The 22,859-nt window shown below is 68.1% G+C and carries 18 protein-coding genes and 4 tRNA genes; 12 read left to right on the plus strand and 10 right to left on the minus strand.

What is annotated here, in order from left to right; all coding sequences use genetic code 11:
- Positions 1-580 precede the first annotated feature (580 nt).
- Positions 581-656, minus strand: a tRNA-Lys gene (locus tag SMD20_RS33645).
- Between the two features lie 64 nt (positions 657-720).
- The gene (locus tag SMD20_RS33650; protein WP_329592757.1) at positions 721-1,875 is read right to left on the minus strand and encodes an acyl-CoA dehydrogenase family protein; all 1,155 of its coding nucleotides are present in this window, start codon (positions 1,873-1,875) and stop codon (positions 721-723) included.
- 110 nt (positions 1,876-1,985) lie between these two features.
- On the opposite strand from SMD20_RS33650, the gene SMD20_RS33655 reads away from it, so the two are divergent.
- Entirely contained in the window at positions 1,986-2,348 is a 363-nt protein-coding gene (locus SMD20_RS33655; protein WP_329589059.1) for a PspC domain-containing protein, read from the plus strand.
- On the opposite strand, the gene SMD20_RS33660 is transcribed toward SMD20_RS33655, so the two are convergent.
- Together SMD20_RS33660 and SMD20_RS33665 are read right to left on the minus strand one after the other, a co-directional pair.
- Positions 2,349-3,650 carry an MFS transporter gene (locus SMD20_RS33660; protein ID WP_329589061.1) on the minus strand — a complete coding sequence of 434 codons (1,302 nt, stop codon included), beginning with the start codon at positions 3,648-3,650 and terminating at the stop codon, positions 2,349-2,351.
- Positions 3,651-3,784: 134 nt separating this feature from the next.
- Positions 3,785-4,135: a metallopeptidase family protein gene (locus SMD20_RS33665; protein ID WP_442942540.1), complete on the minus strand. Its 351-nt coding sequence runs from the start codon at positions 4,133-4,135 to the stop codon at positions 3,785-3,787.
- A gap of 84 nt (positions 4,136-4,219) precedes the next feature.
- Here SMD20_RS33665 and SMD20_RS33670 point away from each other — a divergent pair, with 84 nt between their 5' ends.
- From SMD20_RS33670 to SMD20_RS33685, 4 genes are all read left to right on the plus strand, one after another.
- Positions 4,220-5,728 (plus strand): metallophosphoesterase family protein, encoded by a 1,509-nt coding sequence (locus SMD20_RS33670; RefSeq protein WP_329589063.1) that lies wholly within the window; start codon positions 4,220-4,222, stop codon positions 5,726-5,728.
- Positions 5,729-5,730: 2 nt separating this feature from the next.
- Positions 5,731-5,803, plus strand: a tRNA-Glu gene (locus tag SMD20_RS33675).
- A 101-nt stretch (positions 5,804-5,904) separates the two neighbouring features.
- Positions 5,905-5,979: transfer RNA gene (locus SMD20_RS33680), tRNA-Asp, on the plus strand.
- 5 nt (positions 5,980-5,984) lie between these two features.
- Positions 5,985-6,061, plus strand: a tRNA-Phe gene (locus SMD20_RS33685).
- Positions 6,062-6,501: 440 nt separating this feature from the next.
- On the opposite strand, the gene SMD20_RS33690 is transcribed toward SMD20_RS33685, so the two are convergent.
- Positions 6,502-6,933 carry a hypothetical protein gene (locus SMD20_RS33690; protein WP_329589065.1) on the minus strand — a complete coding sequence of 144 codons (432 nt, stop codon included), beginning with the start codon at positions 6,931-6,933 and terminating at the stop codon, positions 6,502-6,504.
- Positions 6,934-7,669: 736 nt separating this feature from the next.
- Positions 7,670-8,215, minus strand: a complete 546-nt coding sequence (locus SMD20_RS33695) for an AAA family ATPase (RefSeq protein WP_329589067.1) — start codon at positions 8,213-8,215, stop codon at positions 7,670-7,672.
- 877 nt (positions 8,216-9,092) lie between these two features.
- Between SMD20_RS33695 and SMD20_RS33700 the strand changes: the two genes are divergently transcribed.
- Positions 9,093-9,569, plus strand: a complete 477-nt coding sequence (locus SMD20_RS33700; RefSeq protein ID WP_329589069.1) for a hypothetical protein — start codon at positions 9,093-9,095, stop codon at positions 9,567-9,569.
- 201 nt (positions 9,570-9,770) lie between these two features.
- Here the strand turns inward: SMD20_RS33700 and SMD20_RS33705 are convergent, their stop codons facing one another.
- Together SMD20_RS33705 and SMD20_RS33710 are read right to left on the minus strand one after the other, a co-directional pair.
- Positions 9,771-11,033 (minus strand): MFS transporter, encoded by a 1,263-nt coding sequence (locus tag SMD20_RS33705; protein WP_329589071.1) that lies wholly within the window; start codon positions 11,031-11,033, stop codon positions 9,771-9,773.
- Positions 11,034-11,087: 54 nt separating this feature from the next.
- Positions 11,088-12,053: a GlxA family transcriptional regulator gene (locus SMD20_RS33710; protein ID WP_442942618.1), complete on the minus strand. Its 966-nt coding sequence runs from the start codon at positions 12,051-12,053 to the stop codon at positions 11,088-11,090.
- 154 nt (positions 12,054-12,207) lie between these two features.
- Here SMD20_RS33710 and SMD20_RS33715 point away from each other — a divergent pair, with 154 nt between their 5' ends.
- The 4 genes from SMD20_RS33715 (at position 12,208) to SMD20_RS33730 (ending at position 14,846) form a co-directional block, all read left to right on the plus strand.
- Positions 12,208-13,092 (plus strand): NAD(P)-dependent oxidoreductase, encoded by an 885-nt coding sequence (locus tag SMD20_RS33715; protein ID WP_329589075.1) that lies wholly within the window; start codon positions 12,208-12,210, stop codon positions 13,090-13,092.
- Entirely contained in the window at positions 13,089-13,709 is a 621-nt protein-coding gene (locus tag SMD20_RS33720) for a maleylpyruvate isomerase N-terminal domain-containing protein (protein ID WP_329589077.1), read from the plus strand. Before SMD20_RS33715 ends, SMD20_RS33720 begins: the two co-directional genes overlap by 4 nt.
- Before the next feature lie 3 nt (positions 13,710-13,712).
- Positions 13,713-14,318 (plus strand): phosphotransferase-like protein, encoded by a 606-nt coding sequence (locus SMD20_RS33725; RefSeq protein WP_329589079.1) that lies wholly within the window; start codon positions 13,713-13,715, stop codon positions 14,316-14,318.
- Positions 14,319-14,411: 93 nt separating this feature from the next.
- Entirely contained in the window at positions 14,412-14,846 is a 435-nt protein-coding gene (locus SMD20_RS33730; protein ID WP_329589081.1) for a nitroreductase/quinone reductase family protein, read from the plus strand.
- 173 nt (positions 14,847-15,019) lie between these two features.
- Here the strand turns inward: SMD20_RS33730 and SMD20_RS33735 are convergent, their stop codons facing one another.
- Together SMD20_RS33735 and SMD20_RS33740 are read right to left on the minus strand one after the other, a co-directional pair.
- The gene (locus SMD20_RS33735; RefSeq protein WP_329589083.1) at positions 15,020-19,552 is read right to left on the minus strand and encodes an nSTAND1 domain-containing NTPase; all 4,533 of its coding nucleotides are present in this window, start codon (positions 19,550-19,552) and stop codon (positions 15,020-15,022) included.
- Positions 19,553-19,600: 48 nt separating this feature from the next.
- Positions 19,601-19,957 (minus strand): CU044_2847 family protein, encoded by a 357-nt coding sequence (locus tag SMD20_RS33740; RefSeq protein WP_329589085.1) that lies wholly within the window; start codon positions 19,955-19,957, stop codon positions 19,601-19,603.
- Between the two features lie 228 nt (positions 19,958-20,185).
- Between SMD20_RS33740 and SMD20_RS33745 the strand changes: the two genes are divergently transcribed.
- A complete protein-coding gene (locus SMD20_RS33745) occupies positions 20,186-21,847 on the plus strand; it encodes a hypothetical protein (protein WP_329589087.1) in 1,662 nt (553 codons plus the stop codon).
- Between the two features lie 108 nt (positions 21,848-21,955).
- Positions 21,956-22,855 (plus strand): ABC transporter ATP-binding protein, encoded by a 900-nt coding sequence (locus SMD20_RS33750; RefSeq protein WP_329589089.1) that lies wholly within the window; start codon positions 21,956-21,958, stop codon positions 22,853-22,855.
- The last annotated feature ends 4 nt before the right edge of the window (positions 22,856-22,859 follow it).

A 22,859-nucleotide genomic window follows, 5' to 3' on the forward strand; every position in this document is an offset into this window, starting at 1 on the left:
CTCCGGCAAACCGTTTTCCGGTTGAGCGTGAGCCATGGGCGGTGGCGCGGCAACCCGTTCTGAGGGTTCGGTCTGTACGGCGGGGCCGGCGGGCGGAGGGCCGGGGGTACGGCGGCCGAACAGGCCACCTCCCTTACGTTCGGGGAGCTGCGGTGTGCTTGGAACTCCCGTCGGCATCTCTTAGGGGACCCAGAACTCCCAGCCGGCGGGAGCCGGTGGCCAGGACGGATCCGGCTACCCACCCCTGCGGCGGCTTCCATCCGCGAGGCGGAACCGGCCAGCCAGGAGGCGAGTTGAACCGATACTCGGGCATGAGACCTCCCCAGGTGCATGCGACAGGCCATACAAGATGAGATGGCTGTGAGCGCCTTCGGGGTCACACAAGGTGGTCGCAGCTTGACGAGACTGCAACAAGCACGAGCCTTGCCCCCTCATAGGGCAAGGCGTGGACATCAGCGTCGTTCAGAAGATCCTCGGCCACTCGCCCGCATGGACCGGGCTCTCTGGGGCTGACTGCAACTGGAAATGCGACTGGGCGGGCTTCCAAATCATGGAGATCGGGAGTCCGCCCAGGTCATTGTGGTAGGGCGCCCGGGGCTCGAACCCGGAACCTACGGATTAAAAGTCCGCAGCTCTGCCAATTGAGCTAACGCCCCTAGCAACAGCAAGGGTACAGAGACTACCGCCCCGCGCGCGACGCCCACAGCACCGGTCAAACCGTCACCGGTAGGCGGCCAGGCCGGTGAGCGCCTCACCCAGCACCAGCGTGTGGATCTCCTGCGTACCCTCGTACGTCAGCACACTCTCCAGGTTGTTCATGTGCCTGATCACAGGGTACTCCAGCGTGATCCCGTTGCCGCCCAGGATCGAGCGGGCCTGGCGGGCGATGTCGAGGGCGGCCCGTACGTTCGCCAGCTTGCCGAAGCTGATCTGCCGGGGCTGCAGGGCGCCGGCGTCCTTGAGTTCGCCGAGGTGGAGGGCGGTGAGCTGGGCCTGGGCGAGGCCGACGTACATCCAGGCGAGTTTCTCCTGGGTGAGCTGGAACGCCCCGATCGGCTTGTCGAACTGGACGCGCGTCTTGGCGTACTCGACGGCGGACTCCAGGCAGGCGCGGGCGGCGCCGACGACGCCCCACAGGATGCCGAAGCGGGCCTCGGACAGGCACGACAGCGGCCCCTTGAGCCCGGTGACGCCCGGCAGGGCGGCGGAGGCGGGCAGGCGCACGTCGTCGAAGTACAGGGACGAGGTGACGGACGCCCTCAGGGACATCTTCCTGTGGATCTCAGGGGCGGAGAAGCCGGGCGTGGAGGTCGGGACGACGAATCCGCGTACGCCCTCGTCCGTCTGCGCCCAGACGACCGCGACGTCGGCGATGGACCCGTTGGTGATCCACATCTTGGAGCCGTTGAGTATCCAGTCCGAGCCGTCCTTCTTCGCGTACGTCCGCATGTTGGCCGGATCGGACCCGTGGTCCGGCTCGGTGAGCCCGAAGCAGCCGATCGCCTCACCGGCGGACATCCGGGGCAGCCACTCCTCTTTCTGCTCGTCGGAGCCGTACCGCCAGATGGGGAACATCGCCAGCGATCCCTGGACGGACACGAACGAACGCAGCCCCGAGTCGCCCGCCTCCAGCTCCCGGCAGGCCACGCCGTAGGAGACGGCGTCGGTGCCGGCGCAGCCGTAGCCCTGCAGGTGCATGCCGAGCAGCCCGAGCGCGCCGAGCTCCGGCGCGAGCTCGCGCGCGGGGAAGGTGGCCTCCTCGAACCAGTCGCCCACGTGCGGCAGCACCCGGTCGGCGACGAACGACCTGACCGTGTCGCGGATGAGCCGCTGGTCGGCGTCGAGCCGCTCGTCGAGTCGGAGCAGGTCGTCCATGGCGGTCGTCCCTTCCATCGGTGGGTCTCATACGGGCATAGGGGGCTACCAGGGTTCTACCAGGGACAAACCTGATGTGCTAACACCACCCCCACGGGCAGTCTTGAGACATGAGCGAATACCACGGGTACGGCAGCGAATCGCCCCAGGACCAGACCCAGACCCAGAACCAGACCCAGGGCCAGACCAGTCACGTCAAGAAGCTCCACAGGACGGACCGGGGCAGGATCGTCGCCGGCGTCTGCTCCGGCATCGGCGAGTACGTGGGCATCGACCCCAACCTCATCAGGATCGCCCTGGCGGTCGTGACGCTGTTCGGCGGCCTCGGCGTCGGCGTCTACGCGATCGGCTGGCTCCTCATCCCGGACGAGAAGAGCGACACCTCCGTCCTGCAGAACATCATCGAGAAGCAGCAGAGCCGCAACCGCGGCACGACCGACTGGACCGGCGAGCACAAGCCGCCGCAGCAGTGATCAGGCGGGGGCCTCGGCGGACAGGCGGGCGGCCCGGTCGCCCCGGGACTCGGTCCACAGCAGGGTCAGCACGGCCGCGCAGATCACCCCGGCGACGCCGGACAGCGCGACCACCGGCTCGGGACCGAGTCTCTCCGCCGCGTACCCGCCGACGAGAATCCCCGCTCCCTGGACGGCCATGAGCCCGGAGTGCACGATCCCGAACGCCTGAGCGCGACGTTCGGCGGGCACGGTCTGGACGAAGGCGGCATTGGCCGCGAGCTGGTAGGCGCCGCCGATCCCCGACAGGACCCACGCCGCCAGCACGACGACCAGCGGGGGACGCAGTGCGGTCACGATCAGGGGCGCGCAGCTCAGCAACGCCAGCCATCCCATGAGCCGCAACCGCCGCGCGGGCGTGACGAACCTGCTGAACAGGAACGCGCCGATCACCGTGCCGGTGGGCATGGCGGCCATCAGCAGCCCGGTGATGACGGGCGCAGGCAGCGGGCCGCCCACGGCCAGCCGGGTCGCGTAGGGCGCCGCGATCCCCTCGGGCAGCACGTAGAAGCCGCACAACCAGGCGAACAGCACGAGCGTACGCAGGTTTCGCGTACCGAAGACGAGCCGCGCGCCGGCCCTGGTCATCGTCCACATGGACGGTTTGGAGTCGTCGTCGGCGCACGGGGCCGGGCGGCGGCGTACGCCGGAAGCCAGGATCAGCGCCGAGCCGAGGAACGTCGCGGCGTCGAGAGCGAGCGCCCGGTAGGGCCCCATGGTGGCGATCAGCGCTCCGCCCACGGCGAAGCCGAGCATCTGGACCGCCTGGTTGGTCATGTTCTGGAGGGCGGAGCCGATGACGTACGTGTCGCCGTCGAGCACTTCGGGCAGCAGCGCCGCCCGCGCGGCCGAGAACGGCGCGCTCAGCAGCACGACCAGGAACACCAGCGCGCACAGCGCCCAGAACGGCATGAACGGCAGCGCCATGGCCGCCACCAGCACGAACCGGATGAGGTCGCAGGCCAGCATCACCCCACGGCGGGCGAACCGGTCGGCCAGCCCGGCCAGCAGCGGCCCGCCGACGATCGAGGGCAGGTAGGTGAGGGCGTAGACCGCGGCCGTGGCCAGCGCGGACTGGGTGCGGTGGTAGACCAGCACGGCCAGCGCCACCTGCGCGAGCTGGTCGCCGAGGAGCGAGAAGCCCTGGGCGTACCACAGGGCCCGGAACTCCCTGATGGCGATGACTTCCCGGTAAGTGGCTCGTTGTCCTTCCGTGCCGGCCTCGCCCCGTCGATGACGTCCTGGCGGCCGCCGCGCCCGCATGGCCCCCATTGGACTCCGCTGTGCCTGACTCTCGATGCGCTCTCGAAGCTCGCTTTGCGTGCTCGCTACGTCACCTAAGGTGCCCGATCATCATGGCAAGCCGCAACCCAAAGAAGCCAACCAAAAGCAAAGGGTTACCAACCCAGCTCGTGCAGCCGTTCGTCGGAGATGCCGAAGTGGTGACCGATCTCGTGGACGACGGTGATGCGTACTTCGTCGACGACGTCTTCTTCCGTCTGGCAAATCTCACATATCGGGTTGCGGTAGATCTCGATCTGGTCGGGCAAGACACCTGAGTACCAGTCGCCACGTTCGGTGAGGGGGACACCGGTGTACAGGCCGAGCAGGTGGGGCTCCGGCGGATCGTCGACGACGACCACGACGACGTTGCTCATCGCGGCCGCGAGATCGCCGGGGATCGTGTCCAAAGCCTCGGCCACGAGCTCCTCGAACTTCTCCCGAGACACCTCGATCACGCTTGCCATTCTGCCCCGCCTGTCAGCTAAGCAAGAAACGGCATGAAGTTCGTTCACATCGCAAACGTTGTCATCCGCTCACGAGTCGCCCGCGTGGCCGGCGTCCTCGCCGTGGCCGCGGTCGGGGCGTGGCTGGGCATCTTCCTCAGCGGCTCCGTACGCGCCGAGGTCGGCCCGGTCGAGACCGCGATGTCGCTCCGGCCGGCCTGGAACGGCGAGACCGTGGTGGACGCGAGCCCCTTGGGGACGCTCACGTTCCGCACCCACGCCGCGCCCCTGCGCCTGCGCATCACGCTCGAGAACATCGACCAGGAACGTGCCAAGGCCTTCATCGAGGACCCGCGCCTCGCCGAGCGGCTGCCCCAGGTGATCGAGGAGGACCTCCTGGACGGCGTACGGGCCCTCGCCGTCCGCTCGCTGCTCTGCGCGGGCGCGGGGGCGCTGGCGGCGTCCCTGCTGGTCTTCAGGCGCCCGCGCGTGGCCCTCACGGGCCTTCTGGCGGCCTCCGTGGCCCTCACCGGCACGGGAGTGCTCGCCGTCGCGACCTTCCGCCCCAACTCGCTCGTGGAGCCGCGCTACTCGGGGCTGGTCGCCGCCGCGCCGTCGCTGGTGGGCAGCGCGGAGTCGATCGTGACGCGGTTCGAGTCGTACCGGTCGCAGCTCACCAAACTCGTCACGAACGTCTCGAAGCTCTACGACACGGTCTCGACCCTCCCGCTGTACGACGCCGACCCGAAGTCCATCCGGGTCCTGCACGTCTCCGACATCCACATCAACCCCATCGCCTGGAACGTCATCCGCTCGCTCAAGGACCAGTTCAAGGTCGACCTGATCGTGGACACCGGGGACATCTCCGACCACGGCACCAAGGCCGAGAACAAGTTCGTGGACGAGGTCGGCCGGCTCGGCGTCCCGTACGTGTACGTCAGGGGCAACCACGACTCCATGGCCACCCAGAAGGCCGTCGAACGGCAGAAGAACGCGATCGTCCTCGACGACCAGGCGCGCAAGGTCGCCGGCCTGACCATCTACGGCCTCGGCGACCCGCGCTTCACCCCGGACAAGTCGGTCAGCGTGGACTCCGACCCGGACGCGCTCAAGCAGTTCGGCCGTGCGCACCTGGGCAAGGTCGGCAAAGTGGACCTGATCGCCGTACACGACCCGGTCATCGGCGAGGGCTTCTCGGGGGCCGCCCCCATGATCCTCGCCGGCCACACCCACGAACGCCGCACCACGATGCTCCCGACCGGCACCCGCCTGCTGACGCAGGGCTCCACCGGCGGCGCCGGCCTCCGCGCGCTCGAACACGCCCAGCCCACCCCCGTCCAGGCGTCGGTCCTGTACTTCGACAAGGAGACCCGCCGCCTCCGGGCCTGGGACGACGTCACGCTCGGCGGGCTGGGGGAGCAGTCGGTGTACATCCAGCGTCACGTGGAGCCCAACCCACAACGTATGATTTCTCCGGAGCCCACGAACGCCCCGTCGCCAACGGGATCGGTCACCGGCTCCGCGTCACCCGACGCCGGACCGCCACTTTGGCAACAGGGGCCATCGTCCCCTATGCTTCAGAGGTCTCCGACGGAAGGCGACAGGGAAACCTAACGGCCCCCATCGTCTAGCGGCCTAGGACACCGCCCTTTCAAGGCGGCGGCACGGGTTCGAATCCCGTTGGGGGCACGCGAGTGCTTAGCGCACGAGCTAAACGGTCGGTCTAAGACCACCGAAGAGCTGGTAAGCTAAGCAAGCGCAAACAGCAAGAAACGCCGCAAGGCAAGCAAGGTCCTGTAGAGCAGTTTGGAGTGCTCGCCACCCTGTCAAGGTGGAGGTCGCGGGTTCAAGTCCCGTCAGGACCGCTCTGGGTCAGGTAGCTCAGTTGGTACGAGCGTCCGCCTGAAAAGCGGAAGGTCGGCAGTTCGACCCTGCCCCTGACCACCACATTTCATCAGCAAGAACGCCCCGAACGGATCTTCGTTCGGGGCTTTTTGATGTCTGCTGACAGCAAGAGTGACAGCAACGTCGGCTCCGGCTTCAGGCGTGGAGGCCGGGTAGCGGCTGCCCGAAGATGGCTACGTCAGTCATCCGTCTGCGTCGTGATCAGAAAGCTACCGACGGTCGGTGACAAATCCGATGCCCTGTAGGGCTCGTGCGAGCGACGTCGACCCGGCCGCCGTCCGCTCCCCGATCCTCTCGGCCGCCACGGCGCGCGGCTCCCTCGTCGGCAACGGGTTGTGGAACAACGACGTCACAACGTGCGCTAAGTCCTCCCGCGCCTGATACCGCAGATAACGGGGCTGGTTCGCGCATCCCGAGCCGTCATGAACCGTAGTTCAGGGTGACTGGTGGCACGGATAATGGGCCGTTATCCACGGTGCCCGTCACGCAGCGTACAAGCGCCGGTTTTCGCTCCTAGGTTCCTCAATCCCCATGTCGGGCTGCTCCGGCCTGACCTTTTGAGTGGCGGCCTCGACGGTGTCCTCCGACTTGCGGTTCAGCTTCGACTTGAGGTCGGTGAACCTGTGCTTGACGTGCGGCGTGGCCTTCAGGGCAACGATGCCCACCGTGATGCCCGCGATGACGCCCACCGTGATGCCCGCGATGACGCCCACCGTGACGCTTGCGGCTGCGACCTCCTTGATCACGTTGTCAGCCGGGAAGAGCACGGCCTGTGTAATGAGCCCGTTGTCATCATCCCTCCGCACGAGAGGGCTGCTCCCCCCAGGAATGCTCGACTGCGAGAGATGCGTCTCGATTGGACGCGCAACCAACATCAGTTCCCAGATCATCCCGGGCAGGTCACCAGAGGCCATGGGGCAACTTTAGAGACCATCACCGACGCCGCGGCGGGAAATCCGGCCGATACCCCGTCGGCCGCCCACAAAGACCGACGAAAGCTTTGCGCACGATCTGACACGGCTGTTCCTCAGGCCCAGTCACTCTAATGTCGGTCTTCCGTCGTCGTCGCAGTCCGCCCATGGGATGGCCGATCGTGCAACGGCTCGCGCTCTTCGACCCGGACGGCACGCTCGGACGAGGCCTTGCAGGAACGGACCGCGGAGTTCGTCAGCCGGCGCCCGACGAGGAAGCGGAAGGTCGGCAACTCGACCCTGCCCCTGACCACCAGCGTTGAACAGCAAAGATGCCTCATACCGATCATCGCTCCGGGGCGTTTTTGTGTCCGCTGACGGCAACGTCCCCGAGCGTGTGCTCAAACACGTATGACATCATCCAGGGGTTCCTGAACTCGGCAACGCCCTGGAGCGGATGAGCTCACAGAGTATTGCGGCGGAGTGACGATCAGCTGAGGCGGTCTCCCAGCTTTCCGAGAGCCTAATGGCTGAGGTGGTAGTTTGATCATCCCGCCGGCCATCGGACCCGGGACAAGCCGAGCGGGTTTCCAGCTCATCCGCCCCGAGCACAACGCCGCCGGGTGGCAGGGAGTCGGTCAAGGGCACAACTTACTGCTGCAACCCGACCCTGGTACAGCTGTTGTAGGCACCGGAGCAGGTCCGCTGCCAGGAAAAACTGCGCAGGTCGGCGGTCCGGTCAAGATGCAGCTTCGAGCAGCTTCTTGACCGTCGCCACCCGGTCCCGCAACATGCCTGGAGCGATCGGCACGCACTCGTAGCCGAGTGAGATGTAGGTCTCCTGGTGGATCTGCTCGAATCGCAGCGACTCCTCGAAGGTGATCGAACGCGCGTCGGTTGGCGTGACGAACCCGAGGCTCTGAACGAAGAACACCTTCTTGGCGTAGATCTGCTGTGCCTGGATGCGTTCCAATTCGTGAGACAGAGCCGGAGAGATGGGATGGCCAAGATAAGTGGCCAGGGCGTAGGTACAGACGGGCGATCGATCGTAGATCTGTACATCACCGGGAAGGGCCGCAGCCTGTTCCTGCCGTCGACACTGCAAGGCGGCGATCGCCCCCACGAAGGACGGCTTCGTCCACGGCTCGGGTTCACCCCGAGCCTGCTCCAGGGCGATGACGTCTGTCGCCGCCTCTTCGACGACGGTGTAGCCGTCACACTCCAGCCAACGCAGGATCGTCGTCTTCCCGGCTCCAGGGGCGCCGGTCAGGATGTAGCGCTTCATCAACTGCCTCCGTATGTCTCGGACATGGACGCCGCCCAGCCCGCTTTGTCACATGGTGTGATCGGCGGTCAACCGGAGGAGCAGATCCCAAGTTCCGGCCCGCGACAGGAGAGAGGGCTCAATGATTCAGGTATGAGGACAAACCTCTAGACCCTCTTGGCCGCACTCTACGTGAAGATCGACTACGAGATCGCAGGAATCCGGCGGATGGTTGACCGCCACAGTCCAGCGACTTCCGATACAGGCCCTACCCAGGCAGTAACGGGGGGCTCGGCCCGGTCTGCCGCGGCCGTCCTTGAGTTTCCGCCGGGCCTTGGCCATCGAGCAAGGAGGAATCTGACGGCAACGCTGACGGCAACGCCGGCCACCAGTCTCACATGGACAGCACCGTGAGCGACCACCTACCTCCTGGTCGCAGCTCAGGAATAGGTTGATTGCTACACCTGAAAGCGGAAGGTCGGCAGTTCGACCCTGCCCCTGACCACCATTTTTGAACAGCAAGAATGCCCCGTAGCGATTATCGCTTCGGGGCTTTTCTGTCTCTCCTGACGGCAACGTCGTCGTACGCAGCAGCAGTCCCAGCACGACCTCAATGTAAGCCGTGCGCCCCCCTCCGGCCGGAGCGCCCGGGGAGTCTGGTGGGTGGCTCCGACGCGCCGCCCGGCCGGTGACGTGCCTGTGACGCGGCGGAGCGGACCGGGGCGAGCCGACCCATCCAAACCACAGGCCAGTGGTCTCCAAGCGAGTCGCAAACACGCCGCTCCACGCTGACACCATGCGTTCCCGTACGGATATTCGCCATCCCTTGCGTATGCGTTCCTCCAGCCGGCGCGGAACTCCGCGTGGGAAGTCGGGGCGTGACGCCTCGGAGGAGTCAATGTTCACCAGGGTCGTCCTGGCCATCGCCGCGACGGCGGCGGCGGTGGGATGGACCCTGACGGCCACCGTTCCCGCAGTGGTCGACATCGGGCTGGCGACCGGCCTCACCGGCGCTCCCGGAACCCTGACCGTCCTGGAGTGCCACGACGGGGGCTCCAGCAGGCACAGCAGGCAGGTTTGCACGGGGAGCTTCGTGTACGACGCCACGGGCGAGAAGGCGGCGGTCCGCGCCTTCTCGTGGGCCGATCCCGGCCACGTCTATCCCGCCCAGATCACCAACGGGGGCGACCGAGCCGGGGTCCGGGGGACGCAGGGAGCCCTGGCAGCGCTCGTCGACCTCTCCATCGGCCTGATCTTCATCACTGCGGTGGGGATAGCCCTGGGACTTCGGGCCTTCCGCCTGGCCAGCGCGGCAGTGATCGGCGCGGTGGGACTCGTGGGGATCGCCGTCGGCACCGTAGCGCAGTCAGTATGAGGTTTCGACGCGACGAACCGAGGTCTCGACGCGTCCGGGCGGGCCGATGATGTGCAGGTAGACCACGGCGAGCGGTCACGGTGTTCGGCGTGCCACATCCGCCCAATCGCGGGCGTGGACCACGGTGAGGCGTCCGCGCGCAGGTAGTGCCTCGCTGAGTGCCGACGGCAGCCCGGACGGCAACGTCGGCCACCAAGACGGTCAGCTCGTCGTCGCCATCTTCACGTCCTGCTCAATTTCGTGCCGGGACGTACGCAGTGGCGAGAACCACATCACGACCGGACCGATCAGCATCCCGGCCGAGAACACCAGGAGCGTGGCGCGCATGCCGATGCCGGCTCCCAGGGCTCCGGCGAGGACGGCGCCGATCGGAGTGGCCGCCCAGGTGAGCCAGCGGGAGGTGGCCGCCAGGCGGCCCTGCATGTCCTGGGGGGTCAGGAGCTGACGGAGGCTGCGCTGGGTGCTCTGGAAGATGAGCGTGACGATGATCATCATGGTCCAGGAGAAGCCGACGATGACCTGCCCGGCCAGACCTGGGTTGACCAGGCCGATCGATGCGGTGCACAGCGGATAGGCGGTGGCGGCCCCGAGCAGCACCCGTGGCATGCCGTAACGGTCGGTGAGCGGTTTCGCGATCACCCCGGCCGCCAGGCCGCCCGCCATGCTCAGCCCGAGGACCAAGCCTGTGGCCAGGCTGGACCAGCCGAGCTCACGTACCACGTAGTTGATCTCAAGCGCTGAGAAACCGGCCAGACAGAAGCTGACCGTGGCCATGTAGAGGACGAGTGGGCCGATGACGCGGTGGCGGGTGACATAACGCAACCCCTCAGCGATCTGGGTGCGCAGCTTGGGGGCCTTCTGCGCCTTCTCCGGCTTGGGCTCCGGGGCGCGGATCAGTGCGAGCGTGAGCGCGGCCGCCAGGTAGGAGAGCGCGTCGGCGAGCACCGCCTTGGCCGGGCCGAACAGGGAGATCAGCACGCCGCCGACCGGTTGGCCCGCCATGCCCGCGACCGTGATCGTACTGGTGAGCTTGGCGTTGCCCTCCATCAGGCTGTCGGGGCCGAGCAGGGTGAGAGGGTAGGTCTGGTAGGCGGGGGTGAAGAACACCTCGCAGGTCGCGACCGCTAGGGCGACGCCGTACAACTGCCACAGGGTGAGCGAGCCCGCGGCGGCGGCCAGCGGGATCGTCGCCATCGCACAACCGGAGATCAGGAACGTAGTGATCATCACGGGACGTTTGCGCCATCGGTCGCTCAGCGCCCCGGCAGGCAGCGAGGCGAACAGCACGGGCACGCGACGTGCGGCGGTCAGCAGACCGAGATCAAGCGGTGAGGCGTTCAGTACGAGCCCGGCGACCAGCGGTAACGCCAGGTAGGAGATCTCGTTGCCGAGGGAACTGGTTGTCTGGCCGCTCCATAAGAGCAGGAAATCCCGATGGCGCCACAGCGATACCGTTTTCGACATCCGCGAGATTGTGCCACGCGTCCGGAGCGAGAGGATCTCTGCCGCCGGCCATCGTCAGGGGGATGACTCGGGCGTCGTACGGGGAAAGGCCCGCCGGTAGTCGCTCGGCGAGATCCCGAGGTGCCTGAGGAAGTGGTGGCGGAGGTTGTTGGCCGTGCCCAGCCCGCTGAGCTCCCCGATCTTCTCGATCGGGAGGTCGGTCGATTCCAGCAGGATCCGGGCCCGTCCCAGGCGCTGGTTGAGCAGCCACTGCAGAGGGGTCGTCCCGGTGGCCGCCTGGAGCCGCCGGTAGAACGTGCGAGGGCTCATCGCGGCCCTCCGCGCCAGGTCGTGCACCGTCAGCGGCTGGTCCAGCTGACTTCGGGCCCAGTCCAGTACGGGAGCCAGCCCCTCGTCGTCGGCGGTCGGCACGGACACCTCGATGAACTGCGCCTGGCCGCCGGGCCGGTGGGCGGGCACCACCATCCGGCGGGCCAGCTGGTTGGCGACGTGCGCGCCGAGGTCGCGTCGTACCAGGTGGAGGCAGAGGTCGAGTCCGGCGGTCAGGCCGGCGCTGGTGAGCACGTCACCGTCGTCCACGTAGAGCACCGAGTCGTCGACTCGTACCTTCGGGTAGCGCTCGGCCAGCAGCGCGGTGTGCATCCAGTGGGCCGTCGCGGGGCGCCCGTCGAGCAGTCCCGCTTCGGCGAGCGCGAAGGCGCCGGTGCACAGGGAGACCATGCGGGCGCCGCCCTCGTAGGCCCGGCGCAGGGCCGTGATCAGCGCTTGTGGCAGCGGTTCGCCCTCCTCGACGCAGGAGTCGGGCACCGAGGGCACGATGACCGTGTCGGCGCCGACCAGGTCGTCGAGTCCGTACGGGGTCTGCAGCAGCAGCCCGGAGCCGCCCGGGCGTTCCCCCGTGCCGCACAGCCGCAGGTCGTACCAGGGGTCGGCCAGATCGGACTGCGGCTTGCCGAAGACGGTGCAGGGGATGCTCAACTCGTACAGGTCCCACGAGGGCACTCCGATCTCCTCGGACATGACCACGGCCACGGATCCTGCGCTCATGCCTCGAAGCGTATGGCAGGAATTTGGTGGTGATCGTCACCAGTGTCACTGTTCCCGGACGCCGCGCGCTGCGAGGGTTGCCTGCGACTGATCAACCTTCACGTGCGGACGTACAAGGAGTTGTCGCATGAACACCGACCGCCGATCCGTCACCGTCGTCGGGCTGGGCTTGATGGGCTCGGCCCTGGCCGGTGCGTTTCTGGACCACGGGCACCCGGCCACCGTGTGGAACCGCTCCGAGCACAAGGCCCGTCCGCTGATCGAAAGGGGTGCCCGCCTGGCCGCGACGCCCCGGGAGGCGATCGAGGCGAGCGGACTCGTCGTCGCCTGCGTACTGGACTACGCGGCACTGCGCACCGTCCTCGAACCCGTCGCCGGATCCCTCTCGGGCAAGGTCCTGGTCAACCTCACCTCCGGCTCCCCCGAGCAGGCCCACGAGTTCGCCGCCTGGGCCGGCTCCCACGGCGCCGATTATCTCGACGGCGCGATCATGACCACCCCGCCCGGTGTCGGCAGCCCCGAGATGATGTTCCTCTACAGCGGTCCTGACCTGGTCTTCGAAGCTCACCGCTCGACCCTGGCGGCTCTGGGCGACCCCCTGCACCTGGGCGCCGACCCCGGTCTCGCCTCTCTGTACGATGCCGCCCTGCTCGGCCTGATGTGGTCCGCCATGACCGGCTGGCTGCACGGCGCCGCGGTGGTCGGCGCGGAGAAGACGCCGGCCGCGGTCTTCACTCCCGTCGCGATCCGCTGGCTGACCGCCGTGGCCGGTTTCCTCAGCGCCTACGCGCCACAGGTGGACGCCGGCCGCTACCCCGGCGACGACGCCACCGTCGACGTACAGATCGCGGCCATCGACCACCTCCTCCACGCCGCGGAGGCCCGGCGCGTGGACAACGCCCTGCCCGAACTCCTGAAGTCGCTCATGGAACGGGCCAAGGCCGCTGGCCACGGCTCCGACAGCTACGCGAGCCTGATCGAGGTCCTGCGGGAACCGGCGGACGGCCGATGACCGCCACGCCGTGGCCGGACCTGCTGACGGCCGCCGCCGACGACTGCCTGGCCGTTCTCCGCAAGGGAGCCGACCAGGACTGGTCACGCCCCGCCCAGGACCTCGACTGGACCTGTCGCGAGACCCTCGACCACCTGGCCCTCGGACTGGTCGGCTACGCCGGCCTGCTCATCGCCCAGCCCGACGATCGCTACATCACGCTTTTCGCCTCGATCGACCCTGAGGCCCCGATCCCCGACTGCTTGGACGGACTCGGCATCGCCGCCTCCCTCCTCACCTCCACCGTCCGGGGCGCGGCGGCCCACGTACGCGCCTGGCACCCGTGGGGCCACTCCGACGCCGCCGGATTCGCCGCCATGGGGATCACCGAACTGATCGTCCACACGTACGACATCACCCGCGCCCTCGGCCTTTCCTGGGCTCCGCCCGACGACCTCAGCAGCGCAGTCCTCGCCCGCCTCTTCCCGGACGCGCCGTCAGGGTACGGCTCGTCCGACACCCTGCTGTGGTGTACAGGCCGCATCGAGCTGCCAGGACAGGCCCGACGCGGGGAATGGCAGTGGGGCGGGACCGTGCTCAATCCAGTGGATCACGTGGCCGCTGCCGTCCTACCGTGAGTCATGGACTTTCACCTGGGCAGCCTTCTCGGTCCCGTCCCCGAGCGAGTCGGGCGACTGGTCCTGCTCAACGGAACCCCGAGCTCAGGGAAGACGACCGTGGCGAAAGCCCTGCAGGAGGAGCTGGCCGAGCCGTTCTTCCACTGTTCGTTGGACGAGTTGCGCGGCGGTTACCAGGGCCGACACTGGCTGCAGGACCACGGAGGCGTGCTTTTCCGCAGAGTGCTCGATGGCTACCTGCACCTGCTGCGCAGTCTCACGCTGCTCGGTCATGACGTGATCTCGGAGGCGATGATCACGCCGCAGATGTTGGACCACTACCTCGCGCTGTTCGAGGGGATCCCGGTGTTGTTCGTCGGGATTCGATGTCCCCTGGAGGAGGTGGAACGGCGTGAGCAGGGGCGAACCGACAGGATGACGTCGGCGCCGCCTCTCGATGAGCCCGTCCATGCGCATGGCTGCTACGACCTGGAGGTGGACACCTCCGTCCACGGGCCGGCGGAAGTCGCCAAGCTGATCAGTGCCGCTCTGGTGAACCCGCCGGCGGTCTCCGCCTTCGAACAGTTGCGTGTGCGTGGCCGTTCCGGGGGAGATTGGCGGACCAATTAGAGAGCACCGCTCTTGACTGTGAGCGGTTCTCGCGGCATGCTTGTTCTCAAGCGAGAGCAGTGCTCTCGGAACTCTCTGCCTGAGGAGCCGGCAATGTCCCGCTACATCGAACCGACCCGCATGGACCACCTGTTCAATCGCATGGTCGCCGGGCTGACCCGGCGCGGGATCAGCCTCATGGGTTCCCGGATCCTGTACGTCCGCGGCCGGTCCAGTGGCGAATGGCGTACCACGCCGGTCAACATGCTGACCCTGAACGGCGCCCGCTACCTGGTCGCACCCCGAGGCGTCACCCAGTGGGTCCGCAACCTGCGTGTCGCCGGGAACGGCGAGCTGCACGTGGGCCGCCGCGTCGAGACGTTCACCGCCACCGAACTGTCCGACGACGAGAAGCCGGCCGTTCTCCGGGCGTACCTGAAGCGCTGGGGCTGGGAGGTCGGCAGGTTCTTCGAGGGACTGAGCGCGAACGCGTCCGAGGAGCAGGTGCAGGCGGTCGCTCTGGGCTTTCCCGTCTTCCGGATCACCTAGGGAGACTCGATGGCCGAGGTCAGGGCGGGTGGAAGTCCAGGCCCTCCCGCGCCGAGCCTTGTCATGAATGACCCGCGGCGACCGGCCGTGGCCGTCGTCGCCCGAGTTAGCGGATCAGCATGGGCAGGATGGTGTCCAGTCACGCTTGTCAGCGAGCCGGAATCTCTTCCGCATCAACCCATGCGAGCCGATCGCCGCCGCGAGGAGCGTACGCGTCTGCGGAGAGTCCAGGCCGCGCCGACAACGAGGATGGCGAGTAGCGATCCCAGCCAGATCAGAGGAGGCACGGCGAGCCGAGGTGAGTCGCCCCCGCCCTCATGCGCGGCATTGGTCTGCCGCTCGCAGGTCTGTTGGTAGGCCAGGGTGGGAATGAACTGCCGCCATTGTTCCGGGGTCAGACCTCCCCCGGAGATGACGCAGGCACGTTGGGCGCGGTGCGCACGGAGGAGACTCGCACTCCGGAGATCCCAGATGATCGCCTCGTTCCCCTCGGTGGCGGTGACCAGGAGCTGACCACTGGGGGACCAAGCGGTTGCGCCTGTCAACTCTGTCTTCGGGGCGGACAGGGCACGCCCGATTCGTCGGGGAGTGCCGAGGTCGGTGACGTCCCACAGGCTGACCGAGTGGTCCATCGTGACCGTGGCCAGGATCTCGCCGGTCGGTGACCAGGTGACGGAGCGCAGGCTGTCCTCGGGGTCGCCAAGGCCGTCGCCCGCGCGCGTCGGAGTGGTGGGGACGGTGAGGTCCCAGAACTGAGCCCGGTTGTCGTAGCCGATGGACGCCAGTGTCCTGCCGTCCGATGCCCAGGAGATGGGATAGATCTCTCCCGAGTAGGTGATGATCTTCGAACGGGTGTTGAACTTGTCGCCGATCAGCCGGGGCAGGCGCAGGTCGGTCATATCCCAGAGGTAGAGCTCATAAGCGTCCGCTATGGCAAGGCGTGTACCGTCCGGCGACCACAGAAATCTCTCGACTGCCATCTCGCTCGAGGACGTCTTACCGAGGCGACGTGGCGCGGCGGGATCATCCAGGCTTACCAGCGATACGGCCCCACTCAGACCGACCGCGAGGATCTTCCTCCCCGGCTGCGGTGACCACGCCACTTCCGTGACCGCCTCGCTGAACGTCATCGCCTCACCCGATCGCCGTGGCAGGTCCAGGTCGCTGACATCCCACAGCAGCACGGCCCCGTTGTTTCCTCCGCTCCCGACCGCGAGGAACCGTCCATCCCAGGACCAAGCCATGGTCTGGATGTCGCCCGACGAGCGCCCTTCGGTCGGCCAGGGCAGTGGCCGGCCGAGCTGCCGCGGCTGGTCAGGGCGGCTCATGTCCCAGAACGCGATGGTGGCGGAACTGGCGACGGCGACCACGTCACCATCGGGTGACCAGGTCACGGCGCGTACGTCCCGCCCGCCCGAGGTCAGAGGGTGGGGGATCTGCCGAGCCTGGTTCGCGCGCTCGACATCCCACAGCATCACCGTTTTGTCGTGCCCGGACGAGATCAGCGTGCGCTCGTCGTACCAGGCCAGCGCGAGGATCTCGTCCGTGTGGCCGGAGAGGAGCCGGCCCCTGGTCAGGTCGTCGGCCGAGACGACATAGAGTGCCACGCCGATGCTGATCGCCAGTTGCTCGCCATCCGGCGCCCACGCGACACCGGTCACGTCGCTGACCTTGAGCGGCGCGCCCGTCCGCCGGGGATGCGAGAGATCCGTCACATCCCACATCACCACTGCCTCGGGGCCTTCGTCTCGCACGAAGAACTGATGATTCGGCCATCCCGCCGCCGTCACCAGTGCTTTGCCGTCGGGAGACCACGCGATCGTGTGGAGGACCCGTGAATGCGCGAGCGGAGCGCCGATCCGGCGAAGTCCGGTCCGGGAGACATCCCACAGAGACACCTTCGCATCCGCTCCTGCGGACGCGAGCGTAGCGCCGTCCGGCGACCAGTCGACCGTGAAGACCGCCTCACCAGTGCTGGAAGAGGCGACGCGGTGTGGTCGCGATGGCTTGCTGACATCCCAGACGGTGACGAGTCCGTCAGCGCTGCCGGTGGCGAGCCGATCGCCGTGCGGCGACCAGGCGGCCGCGAAGACCTCTTCGGCCGTGCCGACTGCCACGAAGTCCCCGAGCTGTCTAACGGCGGCGGGCTCGGTGACGTCCCACATGCCGACGGTGCCATCGGCACCCGCGGTGGCGAGATGAAGGCCATCGGGGGACCAAGCAACGGCTCTGACCCCATTCTCCGGGTGTTTTCCTTGACCCGTATCGATGCCGCCGAGGCGAAGAGGCCCTTGGGAACGGCTCACGTCCCAGAAGATCACTCGCCCTCCGTCGTCGGCGCTCGCGACCAGGCCGCGCCGCCGCCTCGGTGCCATGGCCTGCACATCGGTGTCGTGACCGATCAGGGTCGCTCCGATGTCATGGGCGGTGACGGCGTGGAACAGGGAGGCGGCGGTTCGCGAATCCTGGTGGATGGACTCGGCGGCAAGAGACAGTCGTACGGCCGTCCGCGGATCCCGTTCGCTGACATCGTCGGCCCTGTTCACCAGAGCATGGGCCACCGCCAGCCGATGGGAGTCCTGGGCGGCGCGCTGCTGGCGCCGAGCCTCGTTCTGGCCCGCCGTCGCCAGCCCCGCCGCGGCGACGGCGATCAGGAGAACACCGGCGAGGATGACATTGAGACGCCGGGCTCGGCGGGCGGCGCTTCGCTGCCGCTGGTGACTGGCCGCCACGAACGTGGCGATGTCCCTGGGCAGCCGGTATTTTCCCTCCCAGCCGAGGCCTTCCGCGAGATCGGTGCCGTGGAGCAGATCATCGGGGTCGCGGTGCGCGTCCCAACGGGCGTGCTGCTCAGTGGCACGGCGTAGCCAGTCGTGGAAGCGGTGATCCTGCCGCACCCAGTCGCGTAGTGTGCCCCACTCCCGGATCAGCGCGTCATGGATGAGCTCCGCCATAGGATCACCGACAGCATCGTCAGGCCGCTCCCCGGCACGCGCGTTGTGCGTGGTCATAATCCGTTGGTGGGTGAGCGTTTTGATGACCTTGTTGACGACCTGGTCGTCGACGGCGGGGCCGGCGGTCGACGGGGTCCCGGTATCGCTTGCTAGCTCACGTAACTTCGCCAGAGGCACCTGCTGGCGGACAGCCGGGATGTGATGGGGATCATCGGCGGGGCGCACCAGGGCGGTGAGGATCCGCCGGGCGACGGGTCGCTGCTCGGCCGACAACCGCCGGATCGCATTGTCGCCCCATGTCGCCAGGCTTCCGGTCACCCCGCCCATGCGTTGATAGACCTCGTGGGTGAGGCAACCGTCCTGACGATCCTTCCAGAGCTGGCTCAGCATCAACTCCAGCAGCGGCAGCACGGTCACCGTCGCCTGGCGGGCCGTGGCGCCGTCGTGGTCCGCGGCCAGCACATCATCGATGATCCGTTCGGGCAGACCCTCCTTGAAGCGTGCGCCCGCGTCCTGCGCGGGGCGCGTGATGATGGCATGCAGATCCTGGATGCTCAACGTGGCCGGCATGTTGAGCAGGCCGGGCGTGGTGGCTTCAAGCAGTTCGGGGGCCAGGGCCGCCAGCCGCGGGTAGAAGTCGTCACGCAGGATCAGGATGACGCTCAGCGGGACCTGCGAGTTGATCGCCTCGGTGATCTGCTCGATGGCGGCGAGGTGACCGTCGGGAAGGCGTTCGGTGGCGGAGGGCTGGGCGAGAAGCTCTTCGAACTGGTCGATGACGAGCAGCACCCGCTGCCGATCCGGCTCGGCGGCTAGCCGTCGTTCGACCGCGGACGCGATGCCGTCGCCGCCGACTCCGGGGAGCCCTGCCCGCTCCAGCTCTTCCAGCGGATCCTGGCCGGGCCGGGCCAGCAGCGGTAGCCACCGGTCGCTGCCAGGAAGCCCGCCGGCGGCGAGCCGGGGTAACACGCCGGCCTGGATCAATGACGACTTGCCCGCCCCCGAGGGACCCAGCAGCAGCAGCGCCCGCCGGTGCCAGGCCAATGCCGCGATCACCCGCTCGACCGCTGTGTCCCGGCCGTGGAACCATCGGACATGCTCGACGGTGAACGGCTCAAGCCCCCGATACGGTGACACATCCTGGGTGTTCAGGCCGGGCCATACCGTGCGCAGCATCTCGGTCGTCGTCGCATAGACGATGCCCTGCCCGCGGTTGTACGCGTCGGGAGCGGTGATGGCGCTGACCATCCCGATCACGAGACCCGTCATCTCGTCCAGAACCGGTGCGCCACTGAATCCTGTGGTCAGATCATTGGCGTCCGTCAGCTGAAGCAGCGAATCCGCGCGGGCAGAGGCAGGAGCAGGAGGCAGCAGCTCGCCGGCCACGCCGTAACCGAAGTGACCGCTCTGGGGAGCCTGCTGCGGGAACCCGTAGGAACGCACCCGGTGCCCGCCGCAGTCTGCCGCCCTGCCCATCGCGAGCACCCGTGCGCCGGTCGGCGTGCTCTCCAGGCGCACGACGGCGATGTCCGCACCGTCGGGGTCGCGCCATGCCTCGGTGACGACGTGCCCATCAAGGCGAGGGGAGCCTGCCACGTGCGGAAAGGCGACGCTCAACGTCCTGCCGGGTCCGGAGCCGGCCAAGTCGACGACATGCGAACAGGTGACGACCACACCCTCCTCGAGGAGGAACCCGGTCCCCACCACATCACCATGAGCATTGAGGATCTGGGCGACGGCGGTGTAAAGCATCGCTCCGGAGCCGTCTGCGTGGTCATCTGCCGTCATCACCGACCGGCCTTAGTTTCCGTTCGGACCGTGTTCGCTGTCTTGCTTACCGTTCTTCCATACCACCGTCACCCGGAGGTGACAGCTCGCCGCAGTCTTGGTGATCACTGCTCCGGCTTCGGTGGACAGGTCGACCCCGAACTCAATCTCGATCTCGTCTGGGCCGGCCTTGCGTAACTGGGACAGTACTGCGCGGGCGCCGTCCGTGATCGGACCGAGAGCCGCCTGCAGGGTGGTCGGCAACGAGCGGACGGCCTCATCGACCCGGCCTGCCTTCACCGGGCCGCCTGTACTGCCGCCCGGACTTCCGGTGGCCTCGACCAAGACGACACCGCCGCCTTCTAACGGTATCCGCACAACATCTGCCACCAGCCGGCTTCCTTCCGTCCATGGCCGAGCCTCTCGCTCGGCGAGCGGCATCGCCGTGATGTCTGAGCTATTGACGCCCAGGGGTTCGGTTCGGTTGCCTTCGCATAGGCGGGGATCCGCGACTTCCGTGGGAGGACAGCGCCCAGTCGGTTGTACCGGCTTTCGGCGCAAGGGTTGGAAGGCGACACTTCGGCGGGGGTGGGCCCGCTGGTCGTACTACGATCACGTGTGCGATTACACCGTCTGGCGGCTTCTGCCTACTTCGCCATCACCCTCGGGTCGGTCGTCCTCGGCCTGGTGATCGGGTCCGCGACGCCCGCGTGGCTCGTCACCATGTGGTATCCGCCCGGCGAGGCCGTCGAGGGGTCGCCGCTGTTGCCGGTGCTGGGCGGGTTGCTGCTGCTCGGGCTGGTGAACGCGTGGATGTTCTGGCAGGTCCTGCGCAGGCCCGCGCCCACGGGCGTGCCCATGGGCAGGGCGGCCGCGTGGTTGCGGGTGCTGCTGTACGCAAACGTGGTGTGGCTGCTGATCCCCTCGTTCCTGCCGGACCTGGTCGAGACGGTCATCGGCCTGGCGCTCTGGGTGCCCGCGCTCGTGCTGCTCACGGTGGTGGTCACGGGTTCGGGCCGGTCCTTCCGGCTGGCTCTGCTCCTGTTCGGGCTGGTGGCGCAGGCCGGTGCGGTCATGGACGACTTCGCCGACGACGCGCAGCGCCTGATCTTCCTGACCCCGGTCCACCGGGTGGTGGAGGTCGTGGTCACGCTGGTGGCCGCGTTCGTCATGATGGTGATGGTTCTGCTCGCGCAGCGGCGCGACGGGCGCTGGAGCCGGGGGACGCTGCTTGTCGGGGTGGGGACGTTCGCGAGCCCGTTCCTGGTGGAGCTCGTGGACGCCCAGACGCGCGGAAGCACGATCGAGTCCATCGCCGAGGCGATGGACGTCCTCTACCTCGTCTGGCTGGCGCGGACGGCCCGCGAGCTCAACCGCGAGCCGAGGCGGACGGCGCCGCTGCGCGTGCCCACGGCGGTCACGGCCGTGGCCGCCGTCGCCCTGCTGATGGCTGTCGGGCCCGAGTACGCGTCGCGGCTCACCTACACCTGGCGCAGTGAGGAAGGCTTGGACTGCCGGCTGAGCTGGACCCCGCCGCGGGTCGCGGACACCCCCGTTCACGAGCGCGACCGGGCCTATCTGTGCAGCGTGAGCAAGCCCGACCGGGAGGTCTCCGACCAGGAGCTGATCGGCAAGGGGAAGGCCGCGTGCGCCAGGTTCGCGGGCGGGCAGCCGGTCAGGGCGCGGCCCGCGCTGCTCGCGCTGCTCTGCCCGGAGGTGATCGGGCGGAGACATCCGGAGCTGCTGCTGTCGTCCGCGCAGGTGGAGCGGCAACGGGCGGAGGAGAGGAGCCGGCAGCGTGAGCAGTTGAGGCGCGAGGCGCGCGAGGAGGACGCCCGGTGCCGCGATCCGTGGCCGGCGCTGCGCACCCGGTTCCAGGCGACGGCGTCGTACTACGACTGGGACGCCCAGCCCTACGGCATCTACGACGCGGAGGCGGACACCTCGGGGGACGCCGAGACGATCTGGGACGCCTACTCGACCGACACCCTGGCGGTCAGCGGTCAGCTCGCCCTGATCTTCACGCCCGCCCAGGACTGGGCGACCTGCGTCACGGCGAAGGCGCTGCGCTCGGCTCCGCCGCCGCTGCGGCGCCGAGGCTGGGACAAGGTGGTCGAGGCGGACATCGTCAGCGAATCGGGCCGCCTGGTCATGCAGACGCTCTCGGCGAGCAGGGTGCGCTTTCCCGATCTCGCGCTCGGCGGCCCCGGTCGTTACCGGCTGCGGCTGTACACGCGGGAGGGCGTGGATCTCATCCTCGTCTATCCGGCCCGGCGGTGAGCGATCCGGTATCCACCGTTCGGTGGATTTTTCGGTCAGCAGGGTGCCGACACGATCGTGGCCGGGCGGTCGATTCGGGGTCGGGGCTGCTCACAGCATGCTTTGAGCATGGCAGTCATCGAAGTCACCGACCTGCGCAAGAGCTACGCGGGGCTGAAGGTTCTGGACGGGGTGTCGTTCTCCGTGGAGGAGGGCGAGATCTTCGGAGTGCTGGGGCCGAACGGCGCCGGCAAGACGACCGCGGTGGAGTGCGTGGAGGGGCTGCGGCGGCCCGACAGCGGCACGGTACGGGTGCTCGGCCTCGACCCGGTCCGGGACGCGCGGAGGATGCGCGAGCAGATCGGGGTGCAGCTCCAGCAGACCCAGCTGCCGGAGAATCTGAAGGTGTGGGAGGCCCTCGACCTGTACGCCTCCTTCTACGCCGACCCGCGTGACTGGCGGGCGCTGCTGGAGGAGTGGGGGCTGGCCGAGAAGCGGAACGCCCGGTTCGGGAAGTTGTCGGGCGGCCAGAAGCAGCGGCTGTTCATCGCGCTCGCGCTGGTGGGCAAGCCGCGGGTGGCGTTCCTCGACGAGCTGACCACCGGCCTCGACCCGCAGGCCCGCCGGGCGACCTGGGAGCTGATCAAGCAGGTACGCGCCGGCGGCGTCACCGTGGTCCTGGTCAGCCACTTCATGGACGAGGTCGAGGAGTTGTGCGACCGGGTGGCGGTGCTGGACCGCGGCCGGATCGTGGCGCTGGACACGCCGTCGGGGCTGCTGGAGGGCGAGCACCGGATGCGTTTCACGCTGAAGGCGGGCGAGGCGCCGGACCTGTCCGGGTTGCCGGGAGTGACCGGGGTGTCCCGTACGGGGGACCGGGTGGTCGTCACGGGGCGCGGCGACTTCGCGACGGCGGTCACCGCGCACCTGGCCCGCCACCAGGTGCTGGTCAGCGATCTGCGGATCGACAAGCGCACGCTGGACGACGCGTTCGCCGCGTTGACCGGCCGTCCCTTCGACGACAACTGAACCA

This window comes from Nonomuraea sp. LP-02, from assembly GCF_036289125.1.
In the GTDB taxonomy this organism is placed as follows: Bacteria; Actinomycetota; Actinomycetes; order Streptosporangiales; family Streptosporangiaceae; genus Nonomuraea; species Nonomuraea bangladeshensis.

Coding starts and splice junctions, on each gene's coding strand:
- SMD20_RS33650 (WP_329592757.1), bottom strand. CDS start 1,875: ATGGACGACCTGCTCCGACTCGACGAGCGGCTCGACGCCGACCAGCGG.
- SMD20_RS33655 (WP_329589059.1), top strand. CDS start 1,986: ATGAGCGAATACCACGGGTACGGCAGCGAATCGCCCCAGGACCAGACC.
- SMD20_RS33660 (WP_329589061.1), bottom strand. CDS start 3,650: ATGCGGGCGCGGCGGCCGCCAGGACGTCATCGACGGGGCGAGGCCGGC.
- SMD20_RS33665 (WP_442942540.1), bottom strand. CDS start 4,135: ATGGCAAGCGTGATCGAGGTGTCTCGGGAGAAGTTCGAGGAGCTCGTG.
- SMD20_RS33690 (WP_329589065.1), bottom strand. CDS start 6,933: ATGGCCTCTGGTGACCTGCCCGGGATGATCTGGGAACTGATGTTGGTT.
- SMD20_RS33695 (WP_329589067.1), bottom strand. CDS start 8,215: ATGAAGCGCTACATCCTGACCGGCGCCCCTGGAGCCGGGAAGACGACG.
- SMD20_RS33700 (WP_329589069.1), top strand. CDS start 9,093: ATGTTCACCAGGGTCGTCCTGGCCATCGCCGCGACGGCGGCGGCGGTG.
- SMD20_RS33705 (WP_329589071.1), bottom strand. CDS start 11,033: ATGTCGAAAACGGTATCGCTGTGGCGCCATCGGGATTTCCTGCTCTTA.
- SMD20_RS33710 (WP_442942618.1), bottom strand. CDS start 12,053: ATGTCCGAGGAGATCGGAGTGCCCTCGTGGGACCTGTACGAGTTGAGC.
- SMD20_RS33715 (WP_329589075.1), top strand. CDS start 12,208: ATGAACACCGACCGCCGATCCGTCACCGTCGTCGGGCTGGGCTTGATG.
- SMD20_RS33720 (WP_329589077.1), top strand. CDS start 13,089: ATGACCGCCACGCCGTGGCCGGACCTGCTGACGGCCGCCGCCGACGAC.
- SMD20_RS33725 (WP_329589079.1), top strand. CDS start 13,713: ATGGACTTTCACCTGGGCAGCCTTCTCGGTCCCGTCCCCGAGCGAGTC.
- SMD20_RS33730 (WP_329589081.1), top strand. CDS start 14,412: ATGTCCCGCTACATCGAACCGACCCGCATGGACCACCTGTTCAATCGC.
- SMD20_RS33735 (WP_329589083.1), bottom strand. CDS start 19,552: ATGCTTTACACCGCCGTCGCCCAGATCCTCAATGCTCATGGTGATGTG.
- SMD20_RS33750 (WP_329589089.1), top strand. CDS start 21,956: ATGGCAGTCATCGAAGTCACCGACCTGCGCAAGAGCTACGCGGGGCTG.